This window comes from Selenomonas sp. FOBRC9 (genome assembly GCF_000287655.1).
Taxonomy (GTDB): domain Bacteria; phylum Bacillota; class Negativicutes; order Selenomonadales; family Selenomonadaceae; genus Centipeda; species Centipeda artemidis.
This window is the reverse complement of sequence record NZ_ALJR01000012.1, coordinates 99,001-117,489: the sequence shown is the minus strand read 5'-3', so window position 1 is coordinate 117,489 and position 18,489 is coordinate 99,001. Positions and strand designations below refer to the sequence as shown.

19 protein-coding genes are annotated in these 18,489 nt (G+C 58.3%); 3 read left to right on the top strand and 16 right to left on the bottom strand.

Annotation, left to right across the window (positions count from 1 at the left end; translation table 11 throughout):
• Window positions 1–94 precede the first annotated feature (94 nt).
• Window positions 95–1,057: a type I phosphomannose isomerase catalytic subunit gene (locus HMPREF1147_RS03365; protein ID WP_009657632.1), complete on the bottom strand. Its 963-nt coding sequence runs from the start codon at window positions 1,055–1,057 to the stop codon at window positions 95–97.
• Window positions 1,058–1,199: 142 nt separating this feature from the next.
• Between HMPREF1147_RS03365 and HMPREF1147_RS03360 the strand changes: the two genes are divergently transcribed.
• A complete protein-coding gene (locus HMPREF1147_RS03360; RefSeq protein ID WP_009657656.1) occupies window positions 1,200–1,955 on the top strand; it encodes an esterase family protein in 756 nt (251 codons plus the stop codon).
• A 22-nt stretch (window positions 1,956–1,977) separates the two neighbouring features.
• On the top strand, window positions 1,978–3,171 hold the full coding sequence (locus tag HMPREF1147_RS03355; protein ID WP_009657642.1) for an acetyl-CoA carboxylase biotin carboxylase subunit family protein: 1,194 nt from the start codon (window positions 1,978–1,980) through the stop codon (window positions 3,169–3,171).
• A gap of 176 nt (window positions 3,172–3,347) precedes the next feature.
• On the opposite strand, the gene HMPREF1147_RS03350 is transcribed toward HMPREF1147_RS03355, so the two are convergent.
• From HMPREF1147_RS03350 to HMPREF1147_RS03335, 5 genes are all read right to left on the bottom strand, one after another.
• Window positions 3,348–4,199: an aldo/keto reductase gene (locus tag HMPREF1147_RS03350; protein WP_009657713.1), complete on the bottom strand. Its 852-nt coding sequence runs from the start codon at window positions 4,197–4,199 to the stop codon at window positions 3,348–3,350.
• A gap of 62 nt (window positions 4,200–4,261) precedes the next feature.
• Entirely contained in the window at window positions 4,262–4,813 is a 552-nt protein-coding gene (locus HMPREF1147_RS03345) for an SDR family oxidoreductase (RefSeq protein ID WP_232208044.1), read from the bottom strand.
• A complete protein-coding gene (locus HMPREF1147_RS12240; protein WP_009657687.1) occupies window positions 4,810–5,100 on the bottom strand; it encodes an SDR family NAD(P)-dependent oxidoreductase in 291 nt (96 codons plus the stop codon). The genes HMPREF1147_RS03345 and HMPREF1147_RS12240 overlap by 4 nt, the downstream gene beginning before the upstream one ends.
• A gap of 43 nt (window positions 5,101–5,143) precedes the next feature.
• Complete coding sequence (locus tag HMPREF1147_RS03340; protein WP_009657647.1) at window positions 5,144–5,587, bottom strand: nuclear transport factor 2 family protein; 444 nt, start codon at window positions 5,585–5,587, stop codon at window positions 5,144–5,146.
• A gap of 33 nt (window positions 5,588–5,620) precedes the next feature.
• Entirely contained in the window at window positions 5,621–6,136 is a 516-nt protein-coding gene (locus HMPREF1147_RS03335) for a flavodoxin (RefSeq protein WP_009657715.1), read from the bottom strand.
• 112 nt (window positions 6,137–6,248) lie between these two features.
• Between HMPREF1147_RS03335 and HMPREF1147_RS03330 the strand changes: the two genes are divergently transcribed.
• Window positions 6,249–7,133, top strand: a complete 885-nt coding sequence (locus HMPREF1147_RS03330) for a LysR family transcriptional regulator (RefSeq protein ID WP_009657610.1) — start codon at window positions 6,249–6,251, stop codon at window positions 7,131–7,133.
• A gap of 50 nt (window positions 7,134–7,183) precedes the next feature.
• Here the strand turns inward: HMPREF1147_RS03330 and HMPREF1147_RS03325 are convergent, their stop codons facing one another.
• From HMPREF1147_RS03325 to nuoL, 10 genes are all read right to left on the bottom strand, one after another.
• Window positions 7,184–7,834, bottom strand: coding sequence for a class I SAM-dependent methyltransferase (locus tag HMPREF1147_RS03325; RefSeq protein ID WP_009438690.1), 651 nt, complete (start codon window positions 7,832–7,834; stop codon window positions 7,184–7,186).
• The gene (locus tag HMPREF1147_RS03320) at window positions 7,834–8,469 is read right to left on the bottom strand and encodes a hypothetical protein (RefSeq protein ID WP_009438635.1); all 636 of its coding nucleotides are present in this window, start codon (window positions 8,467–8,469) and stop codon (window positions 7,834–7,836) included. Before HMPREF1147_RS03320 ends, HMPREF1147_RS03325 begins: the two co-directional genes overlap by 1 nt.
• A 124-nt stretch (window positions 8,470–8,593) precedes the next feature.
• A complete protein-coding gene (locus tag HMPREF1147_RS03315) occupies window positions 8,594–9,724 on the bottom strand; it encodes an MBL fold metallo-hydrolase (protein ID WP_009657630.1) in 1,131 nt (376 codons plus the stop codon).
• Between the two features lie 92 nt (window positions 9,725–9,816).
• The gene (locus tag HMPREF1147_RS03310; RefSeq protein WP_009438824.1) at window positions 9,817–10,305 is read right to left on the bottom strand and encodes a flavodoxin; all 489 of its coding nucleotides are present in this window, start codon (window positions 10,303–10,305) and stop codon (window positions 9,817–9,819) included.
• 1 nt (window position 10,306) lies between these two features.
• Window positions 10,307–11,938, bottom strand: a complete 1,632-nt coding sequence (locus tag HMPREF1147_RS03305) for a DUF4127 family protein (RefSeq protein ID WP_009657686.1) — start codon at window positions 11,936–11,938, stop codon at window positions 10,307–10,309.
• 8 nt (window positions 11,939–11,946) lie between these two features.
• On the bottom strand, window positions 11,947–12,666 hold the full coding sequence (locus tag HMPREF1147_RS03300) for a hypothetical protein (RefSeq protein WP_009657622.1): 720 nt from the start codon (window positions 12,664–12,666) through the stop codon (window positions 11,947–11,949).
• Entirely contained in the window at window positions 12,666–13,364 is a 699-nt protein-coding gene (locus tag HMPREF1147_RS03295; RefSeq protein WP_009438846.1) for a DUF2225 domain-containing protein, read from the bottom strand. The genes HMPREF1147_RS03300 and HMPREF1147_RS03295 overlap by 1 nt, the downstream gene beginning before the upstream one ends.
• Window positions 13,365–13,590: 226 nt before the next feature.
• Entirely contained in the window at window positions 13,591–15,045 is a 1,455-nt protein-coding gene (locus tag HMPREF1147_RS03290) for an NADH-quinone oxidoreductase subunit N (RefSeq protein ID WP_009438629.1), read from the bottom strand.
• Window positions 15,045–16,577, bottom strand: a complete 1,533-nt coding sequence (locus tag HMPREF1147_RS03285; RefSeq protein ID WP_009438744.1) for a NuoM family protein — start codon at window positions 16,575–16,577, stop codon at window positions 15,045–15,047. The genes HMPREF1147_RS03290 and HMPREF1147_RS03285 overlap by 1 nt, the downstream gene beginning before the upstream one ends.
• Window positions 16,574–18,478, bottom strand: a complete 1,905-nt coding sequence (gene nuoL / locus HMPREF1147_RS03280; RefSeq protein WP_009657651.1) for an NADH-quinone oxidoreductase subunit L — start codon at window positions 18,476–18,478, stop codon at window positions 16,574–16,576. Before nuoL ends, HMPREF1147_RS03285 begins: the two co-directional genes overlap by 4 nt.
• Between the last annotated feature and the right edge of the window lie 11 nt (window positions 18,479–18,489).

Genomic DNA, 18,489 nt, shown 5'->3' with positions numbered 1-18,489 from the left:
GAAATTGAAGCGGAGCGAATACGCCGTATGAACCTTACAATAGAAAATAAATAAGTCTTGATGGACTTCTCCTCATGGCATTTCCCTCTATCGATTAAACGTGCGTAAGCAGCAGGGTGCCGTGCCCTGCCACATCGTACGCACCGAGTCCCGCAGGGATGAACGCCGACTCGCCGCGCGCAAGGCTGATCCGCTGCGCGCCGTGCGTCAGCGTGCACATGCCGTCCGTGACGACCAGTGCGTGGAACGAGGCAGCGTCCGCCGCAAAAGAGAGGTTCTCTTTGACCATAAATTCATAGACGGTAAAATACTCCGTTGCCGCGAGCAGGCGCCCCGCTCCTCCGCGCAGGAACCCGAGCCGCGCCATGCCGCCGAGCGAGATCTCCGACGGGACGAGCGATGCGACCTCCCGCGCCTTTTCGATGTGCAGATCGCGCGGCTTTCCGTCCGCGCCGACGCGTCCGTAGTCATAGACGCGGTAGGTGACATTCGACGACTGCTGTATCTCGCAGATGAGAACGCCCGACCCGATGCCGTGCAGTGTCCCCGCGCGCACGAGCAGTGCATCGCCGCGGTGTACGGGCACATGACGGAGTGCGGAGACAATCGATCCGTCCGCAGCCTTTGCCGCGAGTTCCTCCCGCGAGAGTTCCTCCACAACACCGTAGATCACCGCCGCGCCCTCCGCCGCGTCGAGAATGTACCACATCTCGGTCTTGCCCGCGTCACTCTCCACACGGCGCGCATAATCGTCGTCCGGATGCACCTGCACGGAGAGGTTCTGCGCGGCGTCGATGAGCTTAATGAGGATCGGCATGTCCGTGCGTCCGCCCGCGCGTGTGCCGAGCGCCGCCGGATGATCCGCAAGCCACGCGGCGAGCGTCTCGCCCGCCGCCGTACCGCTCGCAATGCGGCAGAGCCCGTCCGGATGCGTCGAGAGCTCCCAGCTCTCCGCCGTGATGCCCGTGCCGCAGTCCTTGCCCAGCTCGTCATGCAGCCGATGCCCGCCCCAAAGATAGTCCTTGAACACGGGCGAAAGTTTCATTATATGAGACAAATATCATACACTCCTTTTCGTTTGTCTCATTATCCTAAATATTCTCCAAAAAAGCAAGCAGGCTTCCCGTTCCATTTGACAAAATCGGCGTGATTCGATAGAGTAACATTGTATTGAAAACTACAAATGCACGGAGGTTTTTATGATAGACTGCAAAGAAATCAACTGGCACAGCGCGCGCCTCGACCGTGTGATGAACATCCGCATCTACGGCAGCCCGAACGCCGCCCCCATCCTCGTGTTCCCGACGCAGGACGCGATGAGTGACAACTTCGAGAACTTCGGCATGATCGAGGCGATGGCAGGTGACATCGCTCGCGGGCGCATTCAGCTCTTCTGCGTCGATACCGTCGACACGGAGACGTGGTCGAACATCTGGGGCAATAAGCCGTGGCGTGCGCGCCGCCAAGAGCAGTACTACGCCTACATCGTCGATGAGGTCGTTCCCTTCATCCGCAGCGAGAACACGAGCGGACGCCTCCCCGTCGCTGCCGGGTGCAGTCTCGGCGGACTCCACGCCGCCATTGTGTTCTTTCGCCGCCCGGATCTCTTTGACGGCGTGCTCGCCCTCTCGGGCGTCTATGATGCAAAGTTCTTTACCGACGGATGGATGGACGGCGTGCTCTACGACAACTCCCCGCTCGATTTCCTCTCGAATATGTCTCCCGATCACCCCTACATAGATCTCTACAACGACCGACGGATCGTGCTCTGCGTCGGACAGGGCAGCTGGGAGGAGGAGGGACGGCGCACGACCGCGCTCATGGGCGACGTGCTCCACAGCAAGGGGATTCACGCGTGGGTGGATTTCTGGGGCTACGACGTCGACCACGATTGGGACTGGTGGAAAAAGCAGTTTCCCTATTTCCTCCCGTTCGTGCTGCGTGAACAGGTCTGACCAAGAACAATGAGGTGATTGTATGAATTTTATCTTCATTTCGCCGCAGTTTCCGCGCGTCTATTGGAATTTCTGCGATCGTCTGAAAAAGAAGGGCGTCAACGTCCTCGGCATCGGCGACACGCCCTACGAGGCGCTCGCAGACGAGGTGCGCGAATCGCTCACCGAATACTACTTCGTCCCCTCGCTCGGCGACTACGACCAAATGCTGCGCGCCGTCGCGTTCTTTACGTTCAAATACGGGCGCATCGACTGGCTCGAGTCGAACAATGAGTTCTGGCTCGAGAGCGACGCGCGTCTGCGTACGGATTTCAACATCCGCACGGGCTGGCAGTTCGGCGACATGGATCACATCAAGAATAAATCCGCCATGAAGCACTTTTATAAGAAAGCGGGTATCCCGACCGCGCGTCTGCGCCCCGTCACAACGCTCGCGGACGCCGAGGCATTCCTTGCCGAGGTCGGCTATCCCGTCATCGTAAAGCCCGACACGGGCGTCGGCGCGACGGACACCTACCGCATCGACAGTCATGACGAACTGTGCCATTTCTACGCGTCAAAGCCCGACGTCCCCTACGTCATGGAGGAGTTCGTCACGGGCGACATCTGTTCCTACGACGCCATCGTCGATTCGAACTCCGTGCCCATCTTCGAATCCATGACCGTGTGGCCGCCGTCCGTCATGGACATCGTGCTCTATCAGCTTGATCTGTCCTACTACACAGCGGATCGCGTACCGGACGCGCTCAAAAAAGCGGGGCGCGCCACGCTCAAATCGTTCGGCGTGCGCAGCCGCTTCGTCCACCTCGAGTTTTTCCGTCTCACAAAGGCAAAGAAGGGACTTGGGGACATCGGCGATTTCGTTGGGCTCGAGGTTAATATGCGCCCCGCAGGCGGCTATACGACTGACATGATGAATTTCGCCCACTCCACCGACGTCTATGAGATCTGGGCGGACATGATCACCGCCGACCGCCGTCTGCTTCCCGACTGCAATGAACACTGCTTCTGCGCGTATGCGAGCCGCCGTGATTTCCACCGCTATGTGCACAGTCACGAGGAAATCCTCGAGCGCTATGCCGGCAAAATCGTCATGTGCGAGCGGATGCCCGAGATGATGTGGCCGCAGATGGGCAACCATATGTATACGGCAAAGCTCAAGGATCAAGCCGCGACGGACGAGTTTATCAAATTCGTCCACGAACAGGTCGAATAGGAACATCGCCGGGAATCAAACATCATATGCGAGACACAGCAAAAGCTCCCGCCACGGCGGGAGCTTTTTGACGGTATGCGAAATGTCCCGGGATGGGGCTTCATGCGGGTTCCGCCATCACGAGCAGCGTAAAAATAAGCATTTGCTGAAAGACGGCTACGTCAATCTATCGCCTTTCAGTCATGGATATGCCAACCGCTCAGCCACTTGACGGTCTCTGCGGTGCGATGATCAACGATCTCGCTGTGCCCCAGGTCAAGGCGCGAAACCTCAGCCATCTCGGCATCCGTCAACGAAAAGTCCCAAATATCGATGTTCTCTTCCATACGCTCCCGCCGTACGGATTTTGGAATAATCACGACGCCGCGCTGCACATTCCAGCGCAGGACAACCTGCGCCACGGTTTTCTCATATTTTTTCGCAACAGCGGCGAGCTTTTCATTTGTGAAGATGCCGTGCTTCCCCTCTGCGAGGGGTCCCCACGCCTGCGGCACAACGCCGAACGCCTTCATTGTTTCAATCGCCTTCTCCTGCGCAAAGAAGGGATGCAGCTCCACTTGATTGACCATCGGCGGAATCTTTGCATTGAGGCAAAGATCGACAAGCCGATCCGGATAGAAATTGGAGACGCCGATCGCGCGAATCTTGCCCGCCTTATAGAGTTCCTCCATCGCGCGCCACGCGCCGTAATAGTCGTTAAAGGGCTGATGGATCAGATAGAGATCCAGATAATCCAAGCCCAGTTTTTCCATAGAGACGGCGAACGCCTTCCTTGCGCCCTCATAACTTGTATCCTGCACCCACAGTTTCGTCGTGATAAAGAGTTCATCGCGCGGGATGCCGGATGTGCGGATCGCTGTGCCGACGGCCTCCTCGTTAAAATATGCCGCTGCCGTATCGATCAGACGATAGCCCGATGCAATCGCGTCCAGCACCGCCTGCTCGCACTGTGCCGCATCCTCTACTTGAAAGACGCCGAATCCTTCCATCGGCATCCGAACGCCGTTCTTCAATGTTACATATTCCATGGCATAATCCTCCTGCTTCCCAACACGCGCGGTAGTGCCTCCCGCTTTGGTAATCCCCCTGCTCAGCTCCGCGGATCTTCGCTGAGTTTCCCGTAGAAATAGGAAGCCGTCGCGCCTCCGTCGATGAGGAAGTCCGCGCCCGTAATGAACGCGCCCTGCGGACTCAGCAGCAGCTCGGCGACGTTCGCGATCTCGTCCGCCGTGCCGGGACGCCCCGCCGGGCATTTGGCAAACATATTCTTATAGAAGTCGCCGCGAATGCCGTTGAACTCGTCGATAGCGAGCGGCGTCACGACGATGCCCGGCAAAATCGAGTTGATGCGCGCGCCGCGATCGCTCCAGCGCCCTGCCGCTTCGCCCATGACGCGTTTCGCATTCGCACGTTTGGAGAGCTGATAGGCATGGAGGCTGTTTTCGATCCGATCGGGCTGCAAAAAATCGAGCGCGAGCAGTTCCTCAGTCGGCGTCACGGCGAGCGCCTTGTCCTGCTCCGCCGTGAGCTGTGCCATGCGGTGCCCGGACTGACTGGAGATCGTCACGCCCGTGCCGCCGCGCGCGATGACCTTGCCGACCTCCTCGAGGAGTACCGCCGTACCGTAGAGATCGACCTTCAGGATGGCTTCGATGCTTGCCTGACTGGGCGAGAGCCCCGCGCCGTTGACGAGATCTTGACCTCTCCATATTCCTGTGCCTTTTCGATGAGGGTGCGGATGGAGGTGCGGTCGGAGAGATCCATCTCCATCGCCTCCGCATCAAAGCCCGCGTTCGTCATAATCCCCACGATATTGTCCGCGTTCTTCCGGCTCTTATCGCCCACGACGATCTTCATCTCATAGCCCATGCGGCGCGCAATCGCCATGCTCAGCTGACCGGCTCCCGTCACAATCATAACGTCTTTCATATGTTCTCCCCGTTTCCTATGATAGATTCAAAACGTCACCGGTTTATTTTCCAAGTGCGTGCGTATCGGAGAACATGAAATACTGCTCCCGTGCCGCGACGCGCCATCCGTCCGCAGTCTTGACATAGCGATCCTCATAGCGCACGGCGTGCGTCGTCAGCATATCGGCACCGTCCCTCTCGTTGACGAGATGTGCCAGCGCATAGCAGGTTCCCGTGGCATGCGTCTCGTCCTCGAAGGCGACCGTCTGCTGTCCGTTCATATGGAACGCCGCCTTCGCCGCGCCGAATCCCTTGTACGCCGCAATCAGATCATGCACATTCTTCAGATCCATACCGAGCTCGCCGTTAAAGTAAACACGCACCCGGCAGTCCTCGGTAAAAATGTTTACATAGTAGTCCTGATTGTTCTTGTCGGACTCGTTTGCGTAGGTATCGACAAGCTGTTTCAGCTCTTGGCTCGCTGCGATTTCTTCGATCATCGTCATTGTAATCCCCCCGTTTTCATGGTCAATAAATTTTTATTCTGAAAAGCTTTCGATCCAACTGCGGATGATCGGCTCCGACGCAGTGACACCGGCGCCGTGAATCGGCAGCCCCTTTGCAACGTGCACACCCGGGCAAAGGCGCGCGATGTCCTTTTCGCTCGCGCCCATGCCGCTGCCCTCGTGTGTGCAGAACGGTCGGATCGTCTTGCCTTTGAAATCAAAATGCTCGAGGAAGGTGAACACCGCCATCGGCATCGTCCCCCAATAGTTTGGGTATCCGAGATATATGACGTCATAGCCGTCGATGCTCTCCGGATATTCCTTCAGCGCGGGGCGGGCATTGTGCCGCCGATCGGCGCGCGCCTCCTCGATGCAGGTGTTGTAATCCGCGGCATATGCCCGAACCGGGTCGATACGGAATATGTCCGCCCCCGTCAACTTCCGGATGATGCCCGCGGCAAGTTCCGTATTCCCAACCTCCAGCTCCTTAAGCATTCCGCTCACATAGTTCTCGTGGGCGCGGGAAAAGTACGCAATCAACGCTTTCATTCTGTGTGCCTCCATTCTCGTTTCTGTCCCTATCATACAGCAAGATTCGTTGACACGGAATCTCCGATATGTTACAGTCGTTTTAACTAATAGTTAAAGCCGGAGGTATCGTATGATCAGCACACAGTTATCGGTATTTTTAACGGTCGCGGACTGCGGCAGTTTCAGCAAGGCAGCCGAACGGCTCTTCATCTCTCCCACGGCGGTGATGAAACAGATCAATACGCTCGAGAGCCGTCTTGGTTTTCCTCTCCTCACACGCAGCTCGCACGGCGTCCGCCTGACTCCTGCGGGCGAAATCATCTGCAAGGACGCACAGTTTCTGACGGACTATGCCGCGCAGTCGATAGAAAACGCGCGCCGCGCCATGACCGAAGAACCGAAGGTGTTTCGCGTGGGAACCTCGATGCTCAATCCGGCAAAGCCGTTCATGGATCTCTGGTACCAAATGAGCGAGACGTTCCCAAACCACGCGCTGAATCTCGTTCCCTTCGAGGACGATCACAACGGCATTCTTGCGGAGATTGCGCGCATTGGCGAGAAATACGATTTCCTCGTCGCGGCATGCGATTCCGATGCATGGCTGGAAAAATGCAATATGCTCCTGCTTGGACACTATGAGATCATGTGCGCCGTTCCCCGCGGTCATCACCTTGCGCAAAAGGAGCTGCTCACACCGTCCGACCTATCGGGCGAAACGGTGCTCATGGTCGCTGCGGGCGACTCCACAACCAATGACGCCGCACGGCGCATGTTGGAAGAGGATCTGCATGTCCGCATTGAGGACACGGCGCATTTTTACGATATCTCGGTGTTCAACCGCTGTGCCGAAACGGGCAGCGTACTGCTGACGCTCTCTTGTTGGAAGGATGTGCATCCCGCGCTCGTGACGATTCCCGTCGATTGGGCGTACGCCGTCCCCTACGGACTCCTCTATGCGCAGCATCCGCCCGCGCACATCGAGAGATTCGTCCGCACACTCGCGCAGCATAGATAAAAGAGCCGGTATGCCGATGCGTACGATGCACCGGCATACCGACTCTCTATTTATCTTTTCCCAAGAACGGCGATCCAATATTCGCCGTCCATAAAATGTGTCTCGACCTCGGGGAATCCCGCCGCACGGAAGAGCCGTTCAAATTCCGCGGGCGTCGGATTCGTCAGCTCGTATGCCTCAACCTTTTCCCGAATGCCTGCCGGGAGATCGGGGCGCTCGTAGATCTCCGCAAGCAGGAGGAACATCCCGCCTGGCTTTACAACGCGCGCGACCTCCTTCAAGCTCTCCGCAGGATTCGGCCAAAAGTAGAAACTCTCAACGGTCACAACTTTATCAAAGTGCGCGTCCGGGAACGGCAGAGACTCTACCGATCCGGAGAGAATTTCCATGCGTCCCGACGCCACGAGCGCGCTGTTGAATGCCCGCGACGCCTCGACCGACGTCTCGGAATAATCGATGCCGACGAGATGCCCCGCCGTCACGCGCTCCGCCATGCGTGCGAGTGTGTTGCCGCCGCCGCAGCCGACGTCGAGCACGGTATCATTCGGTACGAAGGAGAGGAGGCTCAGCCCCCACGCCGTGAGCTTCGCATGGCTCTCGTTCATGCGCGTGAGCATCGCGCGCCCCGCCGCACCCTCGGGACGGCGCGGGTTTCCCTCCGCCGTCTCGCGATTGAGATCTTTCCAGTCTTTTTCCGCCATTATTCCGCCACTCCCATCGTCTGTTTCGATAGATCAAAGCCGAACTGCATTGGGTCGGCAGGATCCCAAATACGCGTCTTTTCGTTATAGCGCACGGGTACATAGAATGTCACCGTGCCGACGGGCTGCAGATCGCGATACGCCTCCGCCGTTGCCTCCACGGCAACCCGGCGGATCTCCTCGGGCGATGCGTCAAGACGCATGCGCTTTCGCAGGAGCGAGGACGCCTTTTCCTTTGCCCCCTGCATATCGAACCGCGTCACCGTCACCTCGACCGTCGCCACGCCCTTCCCCTCTTCCGAGGTCGTCGTTTCGACCGTCGCGCGGCGCAGTGACTCCATATATGCGTCGCCGAGCTGCGCCGCCTCCTCGGGGGAGAGCACCGCCCCCGTCGTCTGCAAAGCATTCTCGAACGCCGACTTCATATTGAACGACTCCATCGGCGCGCCGTAGGACGCAAGCCGTTTCTGCGCCGTCTCGTCCTGCCGCACGAGCGCATCACAGTAGAGCTTGACGCTCTCGGCGGCGCTCGCCTTCTCCATACGCCCAATTGTCGAAACATAGAGCGCCGCAAGGATCGCCGCCGTAAAAATACCAACGAAAATCATTGGAAATCGAATTTTAGAATTTTTCACAACAAAAGTCCTCCTGCTTAATTTATCGGAAGGATCTTACAGGAACTTAGCGAATTTCTCCCGTGCAACATTACAAATACGTAAAGGATGCAGACCGGGAACTACAATGCACCAAAATCGCGTATCACGCCATCCCCTCCCACCAGTGCGGGTAGTCGGCCGGAGAAGCGATATCCACCGCCTCACCGATACGCGGCGTCACAACACGATAGGGACGCCCTGCACTCTCATGCAGAAGCTCCGCATAGGGTTCCTGCCATTTGTGCAGAGCAAGGGCGAATTTTCCGCTGTGTGCGGGGAGGACGGCGCGCGCGCGCACGTCCTCCGCCGCCTGCGCCGTCTCGGCAGGCAGCATGTGGATCGGGTGCCACTGCATGTTGTACTGCCCGTTCTCCATGAGCGCGAGATCAAATCCGTCGAAGTGCTCGCCGATGGTTCGAAAATGTTTTCCATAGCCGCCGTCGCCGCTCATATAGACGCGCCGCTCAGGCGTAATAATCGCAAATCCACACCACTCGGTGTTGTTGCGCGTAAGGAATCGCCCGGAAAAATGCTGCGACGGCAGGATGTGAATGTGGAAATCATCGGCGAGCGCAATGTCCGTATCCCAATCCTCTTCGTGCAGATGTGAAAGGTCAAATCCCCATGCCTCAAAGAATTCTCCGACACCAAGCGGACAGACAATCTCCTTGATTTTGGGCTTCAGCGCCATGACCGTCGCGTAGTCGAGATGATCCCAGTGGTCGTGCGTCATGAGGAGGACGTCAAGTTCGGGAATATCCGCCGCCGTATAGACATTGCTTCCGCGGAAGGCGCGATTGATGAAAAAGACGGGCGATCCGTATGCGGAAAAGACAGGATCGATAAGAATGCGCCGTCCCGCAATCTGAAGGTAAAAGGTCGAGTGCCCCATCCATACGGCAATATCCTTCTCGCGCGGAATCGCGGCGAGATCGGTTTTGTTGCTCGGGATAAGTTCCTTTGGAATGCGGCCGTCATCCGTGTCAAAGAGAACACGCCACAGGGTCTCAATACGTCCGGGGCGCTCCTCGTCGGGCAGCTTGTCATTCATGTATTCCACGGGTTCGAGGCAGACGAATTGCCCGTTCACATAATGCGGTGACTGCTTGATGCGCTCGAGGCGCGCGCCCTGCGGGGCGCGGCCGAATTTTTCCTGCGAGACGAAGAGTCCCGCTCCGCCTGCAAGTGCGCCAATCCCCGCGAGCGCGCCGAGCAGGAAGTTTCTGCGTTTCATAGTTCCCCCATAAGTATAATGCGCGCCCCAAGGGCGCGCATGAATTGAATCTGTTTGAGATGACGACGCCGGGCGCAAAAATCCCGCGTCACCTAAATGCCCAAGGAGGCAATCCACGAATTAATCGCCATCGGCGTCTCCCCCATCTCAAACCGCCGCCCCTCTTTGACGAGGGCGCCCGGCGCCGAAGGACGCAGGTGTGCTGTGGTCTGTCCCATAGGGCTGCCTCCGGAGGTAGAAAACGGAACGACGGTCTTATCCTTCAAGTCACAGCTCTCAAGGAACGTATTGATAATATGCGGTGCAATATACCACCAAATCGGGAATCCCACAAAGACGGTCTCATAATGCGAAATATCGGGCAGTTCACCCGCGATCTCCGGGCGGCTTGCCGGGTCGTTCATCTCAACGCTCGAACGGCTCTTTTCATTATTCCAATTGAGATCGTCCTCGGTATAGGGAACGGCGGGCACAATCTCATAAAGGTCTGCCCCTATCACATCCGCAATTTTTTCGGAAATTTTCTCTGTCCGCCGTGAAGGAGAGGCAGAAAAGTAAGCGATCAGATATTTTCGATGCATATTACTGACTCCTCTTTGCAAGAAAATCATAGGCAAAACCGCGTTCACCGCGCAGAATATCGGACTCAAACATGCGGTTCCACGGGAATGTGACCTCTACGGTATCAATGTCCGCAAGCGGCGGCAGATTCTCCTCAATGAAGCGGTTCATCATACGTGTAGAGCGGGCACTGACGGCATCCATCTTCGAGCCAAGACTGCCGTAGAAGCCGTCGCCGCGCAGCCATGTGAGCTGGCGCGCGATGGTGTTGCGCACGTTCGCCTGATACGCCCAGTCGTCGAGATAGCGTGTCGTGAGCAGACGATCGGCGGCGTCGCCGCTCATATGACGGACGAGCATCCCCTCGCCGATGGCAAAGCCGGAGCTGTTTGTCGGCGTATTCCAGCCCGCATAGGCGCGAATCTTATAGAGCAGACCACGCTTTTGCAGCTCCGCCATGAGTGCGTTATCCGAACCGTTGGCAAATGCAACGTCGGCAATCGCAACGGGGTAGCCCTTCCCCACGTAGTCGGAGACAATATCGGCAAAATATGTTGTTCCCTCACGCCGTGTCCCGTCATTCAGGGCGGCATTTGCCTCATAGGTTCGCCCGTCGGGATTTGTGTTCACCGTAAGCACGACGTCTGCCTTTTCGGGTGCACGCACGACCATGCCGCCTGCGGCGAGGACGGCATCGTTGATGGAGGTACCGATTTTTTCATCCGAGTAGGCGGGTACGGTTTCTTCCCCGCGCCCCCAATTGTAACGCGGATAGACAAAGGGAATTTCATGGCGCTGCTCATTAACGGCACGCGTGAGCATGAGAAGGGCGATCTCGTCGATGCCCGCCATCGTCTGAAAGCGCGTCTTTCCGAGATCCGCGCCCTCCTGCGTAAGGTGGCGGCTCTCGAGATGGGTCTGCGAAAACGGCGCATTATCGTCGCGCCCGAGCGCAAGGTACCGGAATGTCCCTTTTTTTCGCATGAGCTCAATCATGTATGAGTTCACCGCATAATTCTTCTCGCGGCGCCCCATCCAGTCGGCGAGCGCTTCTTTCGGGATCAGCCGCTCAAGAAAAGCATATTCCTTTTTCTCGCGTCGTGTCAGCCCCTCGACCTCGTCCTTGTCGCGCAGAACCGTGTAGCGGAAGATGTCGGCTCCGTAGCGGCGGTAGTACTCCGGTTCCTCGTGCCCTGATGCCTCGGCGGTGCGCGGCGTACGCATGATCGAGCCGAACACATAGAGAGGTACCTTCGGCTGCTCCTTCTGAAGCTCTGCAAACCGCGCGGCGCGTGCCATGACCTCGTCGCGCGAATACGTATGCTTACGCGAGCCGACAAGGCTGCCGTAGATCACAGCGTCGGAGGAGATGACAGCCCCCTTCACCCCGGGCTGCGCGATATTCGTCCGCACCCATGCCCACAGTTCATCGGGATGACCGAGATCCTCGCGGTTGCCGAGGAGGTCATTCGGCGGTACGACAATGTCGTAGCCGAGCTGTGCCACGACATCCGCCGTCTGTTTGCTCGAGATGGGGCGGCTGTCATGCGGGATGAAGAGAATTTTCTCGGTCACGGGAGCCGACTTTGCCGCCTCCGTTATCTGCGGGAACAATCCCAGCACCAAAACAAAACAAAGTATACGAATGAGCATATTCCTTCTCACTCTGTACCTCCTTCCGGTGTCCCTGTCTGCACCTTGTCCTTCAAAATGTTTCTCAGTGCATCCTTCACATCATCCGGCACGTTCAGTTTTGTATCAAACATGATACCGCCGTCGCGCACCTGCGCCCCCTCAATCTCAATCATATCGATGAGTCTGTGCCCGCGGAACTCTGTCTGCCCAAGACGAGACGCCGCCAACACCTCGTGGAAATCAACGCGCACCGTATTGCCGTGCACATCAACGGGGACGCGATCCGAGACGTCGAGATGCCCGACCATGCGCTCCACCATAGAGAGCGAAACACGCGCGAAAATCCACGAGACAAGCCCGTGATTGGGAACTTTCTTCTTACGTACACGGTAGACGGCGTACGACTTCTCACCGTCATGCACCATTTCCTCGATCGTACCGGACAACTCGATACGCTTATATTTTTTTGCCGTTGTGCATACGATGTCGAGTGTTCCGTTCGCGTGCGATGTGAGTGTGATGCCCGTGATGCTCCCGTCTGTACCGAGATTTTTTGCGATCGCCTCGTTCATCGTCGCATCGCGCACGAAGAGATGCCCGTCCGCGATTTCCGTTAGTGTCTCGCGATCCCAAGTATCGCGAAGTGCGGTCAATACAGGTGCATAGTCCTGCACCGTCTCCCGGATCGTGCTCCAATCGAAACTGCGCAAATCCTCAATGAAATGCGCCGGAATATCAATAACCATTAACCGTTCGCTTTCTCTGCCGCGGCCTTCTTCTCGCGCAGTTCGAGCCACAGGTTCTGCGTGCGCTCGAAGAGTTTTGCATCGTTCTTACGCACTTCCTGATCGCTCATGATCTGCGAAAGCATCTGCGTCGCCTTTTCATAATTCTCAAGACGGTAGTATGCCGCTCCCGTCATATAGATTGCCATCATATCGCTCATACCATTGATCGGGTAGTGCTCCGTCATAACAGATTTTTCGTAGAGTTCCGCCGCACGCAGCAGCGCCTCGTTTTCCTTATCGCGATCGTCTGTATCGCGGTAGACCCACGCCATGCCCATGCAGTAGCCCGCCTGTTTTTGCAGCGGCCAGCCGAGCCGCTCGGCGAAGTAGATGCCGAGCTTGTACGCGCGGATTGCCTCCTCTACTGTCCGCTCCTCTTTATACGGAAGATTGACCTTATGCCCCGCAAGAAGCTCCTTGATCTTATCCTTGTCACGCGCCTTCAGAGGCTCGCCCGTGAACTGTTTTTCATCGGCGGCAAAGCCGCAGTGTTCGCACATCCATACACGATAGCGGTAAGGGTTCACCCCCTCATAGTGAACGCAGTAATCCTCATCCGTCTCAAGCGTGATCAGGCGCGCTTTCATCTTCGTCACGTGCGTCTCTTCCCCACAGACCGGACACGGTTTTTCCACCGTATATGTATACTCTGACATAATGCACCCTTCCTCCCTGTCTAAAAGACTATATGTAGGATACCATAAAACGTGGGAAAAAGAAAATTTTTCCACATAAAAACACGCCCGGCCACATTAAATTGGCCGGACTCCTGAAAGTGAGACGCACGGATTTTACATTCTTTGATTTACAATGTAAAGCAAAATGGATGCAAAAACGGAGTCGAGGTACAAATGCACCACGACTCCGTTTTCGTATGAAGTTTCACCGCATAAAGGTATAGACCGCGATATTACTGAGGATTGAGAGGGGCTGCGCCCAGATGCCGACGATGAGTGTGCAGAGGACGGCGAGAACGCCGACGGCGGATGCGGGCAGGGGCAGTGCGAGTTTGCTTTTGACCTCTTTCTCTCCCGGGTCTACGTCGCGGTACATTTCCTTAATGACGAGGAGGTAGTAGTAGACGGACGCCATGGACATGACGAACCCGACGCCCGCGAGCCAGAGATAGCCCGCGTCGATGACGGCGGAGAAGATATAGATCTTCCCGACGAAGCCTGCCGTCGGCGGCAGTCCCGCCATCGTGAGCAGGGCGACCATGAGAAGCCCCGCGGGGAGCAGCGACTCCTTTGCAAGCCCGCGCACGGTGTCAAAGTCCGCCGCGCCGCGCTTCATCTCGAGATAGGTAACGGTGACAAACGCGGCGACGTTCGCGAAGACGTAGACCATCGCGTAGAAGAGCACCGCCTTGATGCCCGCGGCATTCGTGGCGACAAGCGCGCTCATCATGTATCCTGCCTGCGCGATGGACGAGTACGCGAGCATCCGCTTGATATTCGTCTGCCGGAACGCCATGAGATTGCCGCCGACCACGGAGACCGCCGCGAGCACGGCAATCAGGTGCGCCCAATATGCGGCGAGCACGGGGAACGCAACGAAGAGGACGCGCAGGAGGACGGCGATGCCCGCCGCCTTCGAACACATGGCGAGCAGTCCCGTGACGGGCGCGGGCGCGCCCTCGTAAACATCGGGCGCCCATAGGTGGAACGGGATGATCGAGAGTTTGAAGAAGAATCCCGCGAGCATCAGCACGACGCCGATGAGCCCGAGCGGAAAGAGCATCCCGTAGCCCTGTGCGATCCCCTGAAAGAGCATCGTCCCCGTCATGCCGTAGACAAGGCTCATGCCGTAGAGCAGCGCCGCCGTCGAGCCCGCGCCAAAGACGAGGTATTTCATCCCCGCCTCCGCCGAACGCGGCGCATCCGTCCGCAGCGCGACGAGCGCATAGAACGAGACGGTCATGAGCTCCAGCCCGACGAACGCGGTCATGAGATCGTTCGCCGAGGCGAGCGCGCACATGCCGAGGAGCGCTGCGAGGAGCAACACATAGTATTCACCGCGGTGCGGCAGAACCTCTTCGGCGTAGTCCATGGAGAATAGGACGGTGGAGAGCATCCCCACGATGAAGAGCATCTTAAAGAATACGGAATAGCCGTCCACGATGTAATGTCCGGCATAGAACGCGATCGCGCCGCCGTCCGGCGGATACATCCCCACCGCGCCCGCGAGCACGGCAAGCAGTCCGACGGCGGTCACGCCGCCGAGAATCCGGCGCGGCGCATTTTTTTCGAGAATCAAATCGAGGAGGAGCACCGCCGCCATGAGTACGGCGATGCCGATCTCAACGGAGAGCGCTGCAAAATTCATGTCCGCCATCATCACATCCCCCCTCCGAGTATCGTCGGCGCATCTTTCAGCAGCTCAAAGAGCGGCACGAGCGGCGCGACGCCGCTGTCAACGACGTTCATCAAGAGCCCCGGGAACACGCCGAGTCCGACGAGGAACACACCGAGCACGAAGAGCGGCGCGAGGTCGATTTTCTGTGTGTCCGGGATCGCGGTGAACCGCTCCGTGCGAGGCCCGAAGAGGACGCGCGCGAGCATCCGCAGGACGTAGAACGCGGTAAATACGATGCCGCTCACGGAGATGACGGCGATGACGGGGTAGACCTCCATCACGCCGACGAAGATTGTGAACTCAGGGATGAAGCCGATCAGTCCCGGCAGTCCGAGCGAACACAGACCTGCGAGCATGAATCCGACCGTGATGTGCGGGCGGTGATGCGCGAGCCCCCAGAGATCGCCGATGCTGCGCAGGTCGGTCTTGTCGTAGATATAGCCGATCTGCGAGAAGAAGAGCGCGAGCATGATGCCGTGCGCCACCATATACGCAACCGCACCGCTGACGCTCACAGCGTTCAGCGCCGCAAAGCCGAGCAGGACATAGCCCATATGGGAGACGGACGAATAGGCGATCATATACTTGATGTCGCGCTGTGCGAGCGCGATGTAGGAGGCGTAAATGACGTTGATCATCGCGAGCACAGCGATGACGGGCGCCCAAAATTTTGCGCCGAGCGGCAGGATGAAGATGCCGATGCGGATGAGCGCGTAGCCGCCAATTTTTTTCAGCACGCCCGCGTTGATCATGGAGATCGCGGTGGGCGCGCCCGCGTAGCCGTCGGGCGACCAAATGTGAAACGGGAACATCGAGAGATGCGAGCCGAAGCCGACGAGCAGGAGGAGGAATGCGGTGACCTGCACCTCCCACGGGATGAGCCCCGACGTCGCCGCCATGGCGAGCGCCTCGAAGTCGAACGTGCGCATCCCCGTCTCATACGCACTCACATAGAGGAGGAGCACGCCGAGCAGCATGAACGCGGAGCCGACGAGGAGGAAGATCGTCATCTTCATCGCCGCGTGCTCCTTCGAGACACGCTCCGAGGATCCCCAGATGAGCACCATCAGATACGCGGGCACGACGACCATCTCGCAGAGCACGAGGAAGAGGAACATGTCGCGCACGAGGAACGCCCCCGTGACGCCCCCGATGACGATGAGGAGGAGGACGAAATACTCCTTGACGCGTTTCTCGACGTGCCACGAGCTAAAAACCGCCGCAAGCCCGACGACGCCCGTGAGGAGCAGCATAGGCAGCGAGATGCCGTCCACGCCGAGCGCATAGGCGACGCCGAGGTCGGTGATCCACGGAACGTACTCCGTGAACTGCATCCCGCCCCGCATGAGGTCATAATTCGCATAGACGTGGAGGATGAGCAGCAGCGTGAGTACCATCGCCGCCGCCGAAAGCCGCCGAATCGCACTGTGCAGCCCGCCCGGCAGGAGCGCAATGATGCACGCCGCCACGAGCGGCAGCCATAGGATGATCGAAAGAACGGGAACCGCCGTCATCGCGTGACACCTCCTCCCCAATACGCAAGCACCTGCACCGCCCAATAGAGCGCATAGCACAGGAGTATGAGCACACCCGTGTAAAAGACCACGACGTAGCGCTGCGCCTGTCCGTTCGCGGACTCCGTGAGGAGGTCGCTCGTCGCGAGCGCATAGCCGCCGAGTCCGTACATCGTGCCGTCGAAGATCTTCTCGTCGATCCAACGCAGGACGACCGCCGTCCCGTAGACGAAGCGCGTGCGGATATGCGCATAGAGCTCGTCGATGTAAAATTTATTGTAGATGACGCGATAAACGAATCCGAAACGCTTGCGCTCCATCGATGCGCGGAAGCTGTGCCGTCCGTAGATCTGATACGCGGCAGCAAAGGCGAGGAGCGCAAGCGCGGTGCTCGCCCCCGCCACCGTCCAATCGATCGCCTCGTGATGCGGCGTGCCCGCGTGAACCCACAGCGAGAATCCGCCGAAATAGCCCCACAGCCCGCTCCCGATCGTAAGCAGGGCGAGCGCCGCCATCGGCAGCCACATGCGGGCGTCGACCTCATGCGCCTCGTGTTCGCTCCGATTCTCTCCGAGGAACGCGAGGATGAGGAGGCGCGCCATGTAGAACGCCGTGAGGAAGGACGTCGCCGTCGCCATGACGTAGAGCGGCGTGCTCGCGTGCATGACCGCCGCGAGGATCTCGTCTTTGGAGAAAAATCCCGAAAACGGCGGAATGCCCGCAATGGCAAGTACGCCGATCACCATTGCCGCGAAGGTCAGCGGCATTTTTTGATAGAGCCCGCCCATCTTCGTGATGTCCGTCTCGTCGTGCAGCGCGTGCATGACCGCACCCGCGCAGAGGAAGAGCATCGCCTTGAAGAAGGCGTGCGTCATGAGGTGGAACATCGAGGCGGAGAACGCGCCGACGCCGACCGCCATCATCATGTAGCCGAGCTGACTGATCGTCGAGTACGCGAGCACCGCCTTGAACCGCCGCTGCGTCACGGCGATAACCGCGGCGAAGAGCGCCGTGAACGCCCCGAGCCCCGCGATGAAGTCCATCACCACGGGCGACGTGCTGAAGATGAAGAATGCGCGCGCCACGAGGAACACGCCCGCCGCAACCATCGTCGCGGCATGGATGAGCGCCGAGGTCGGCGTGGGGCCTTCCATCGCGTCGAGCAGCCACACATGGAGCGGGAACTGCCCCGACTTTCCGATCGCGCCCATGAAGAGCAGGAAGCCGATGAGCGTGAGCATCCCCGTTCCTGCGGCAATCGCATAGGGCGGCACCATCATGCGCAGCTCGACGAAATCCATCGTGCCGAATGTGATCTGCACGAGCAGAATGCCGAGCAGCATTCCGAAGTCGCCGATGCGCGTTGTGATGAACGCCTTTTTCGCCGCCTCGCGCGCCGCTACCTTTTGATAGTAAAAGCCGATCAAGAGGTACGAGCAAAGCCCGACGCCCTCCCAGAACACATAGAGCTGGAGGAAGTTGAGCGCGACCACGAGTCCGAGCATCGCCGCCGAGAACAGCGACATGAAGGCGAAGAACCGCCCCATGCCCGCGTCGTGTTCCATGTAGCCGGCGGAGTAGATGTAGACGAGCAGGGAGACGAGCGTCACGATGACGAGCATCATCGCCGTGAGCGGGTCGATGAGCACGCCCATCTCGAGTGCTACGCTACCGACCTTTGCCCACAGCGTTTTCATCACATAGGGGTCGGACATCGTGATTTGATAATCCACGACCGCAAACGCGATGCAGACGGAGAACACGAACGCCGCTGCCATCAGCGCGATCGCAATCGCCGCCGAGAGATTCTTCTTTGACCGCGTAAAGGGTGCGATGATGAGAAACGCGATCGCGGGAAAGAGCGGGATGAGATAGGCATGGGTCAGTACGAATGTGAACATATTCTTCCCTC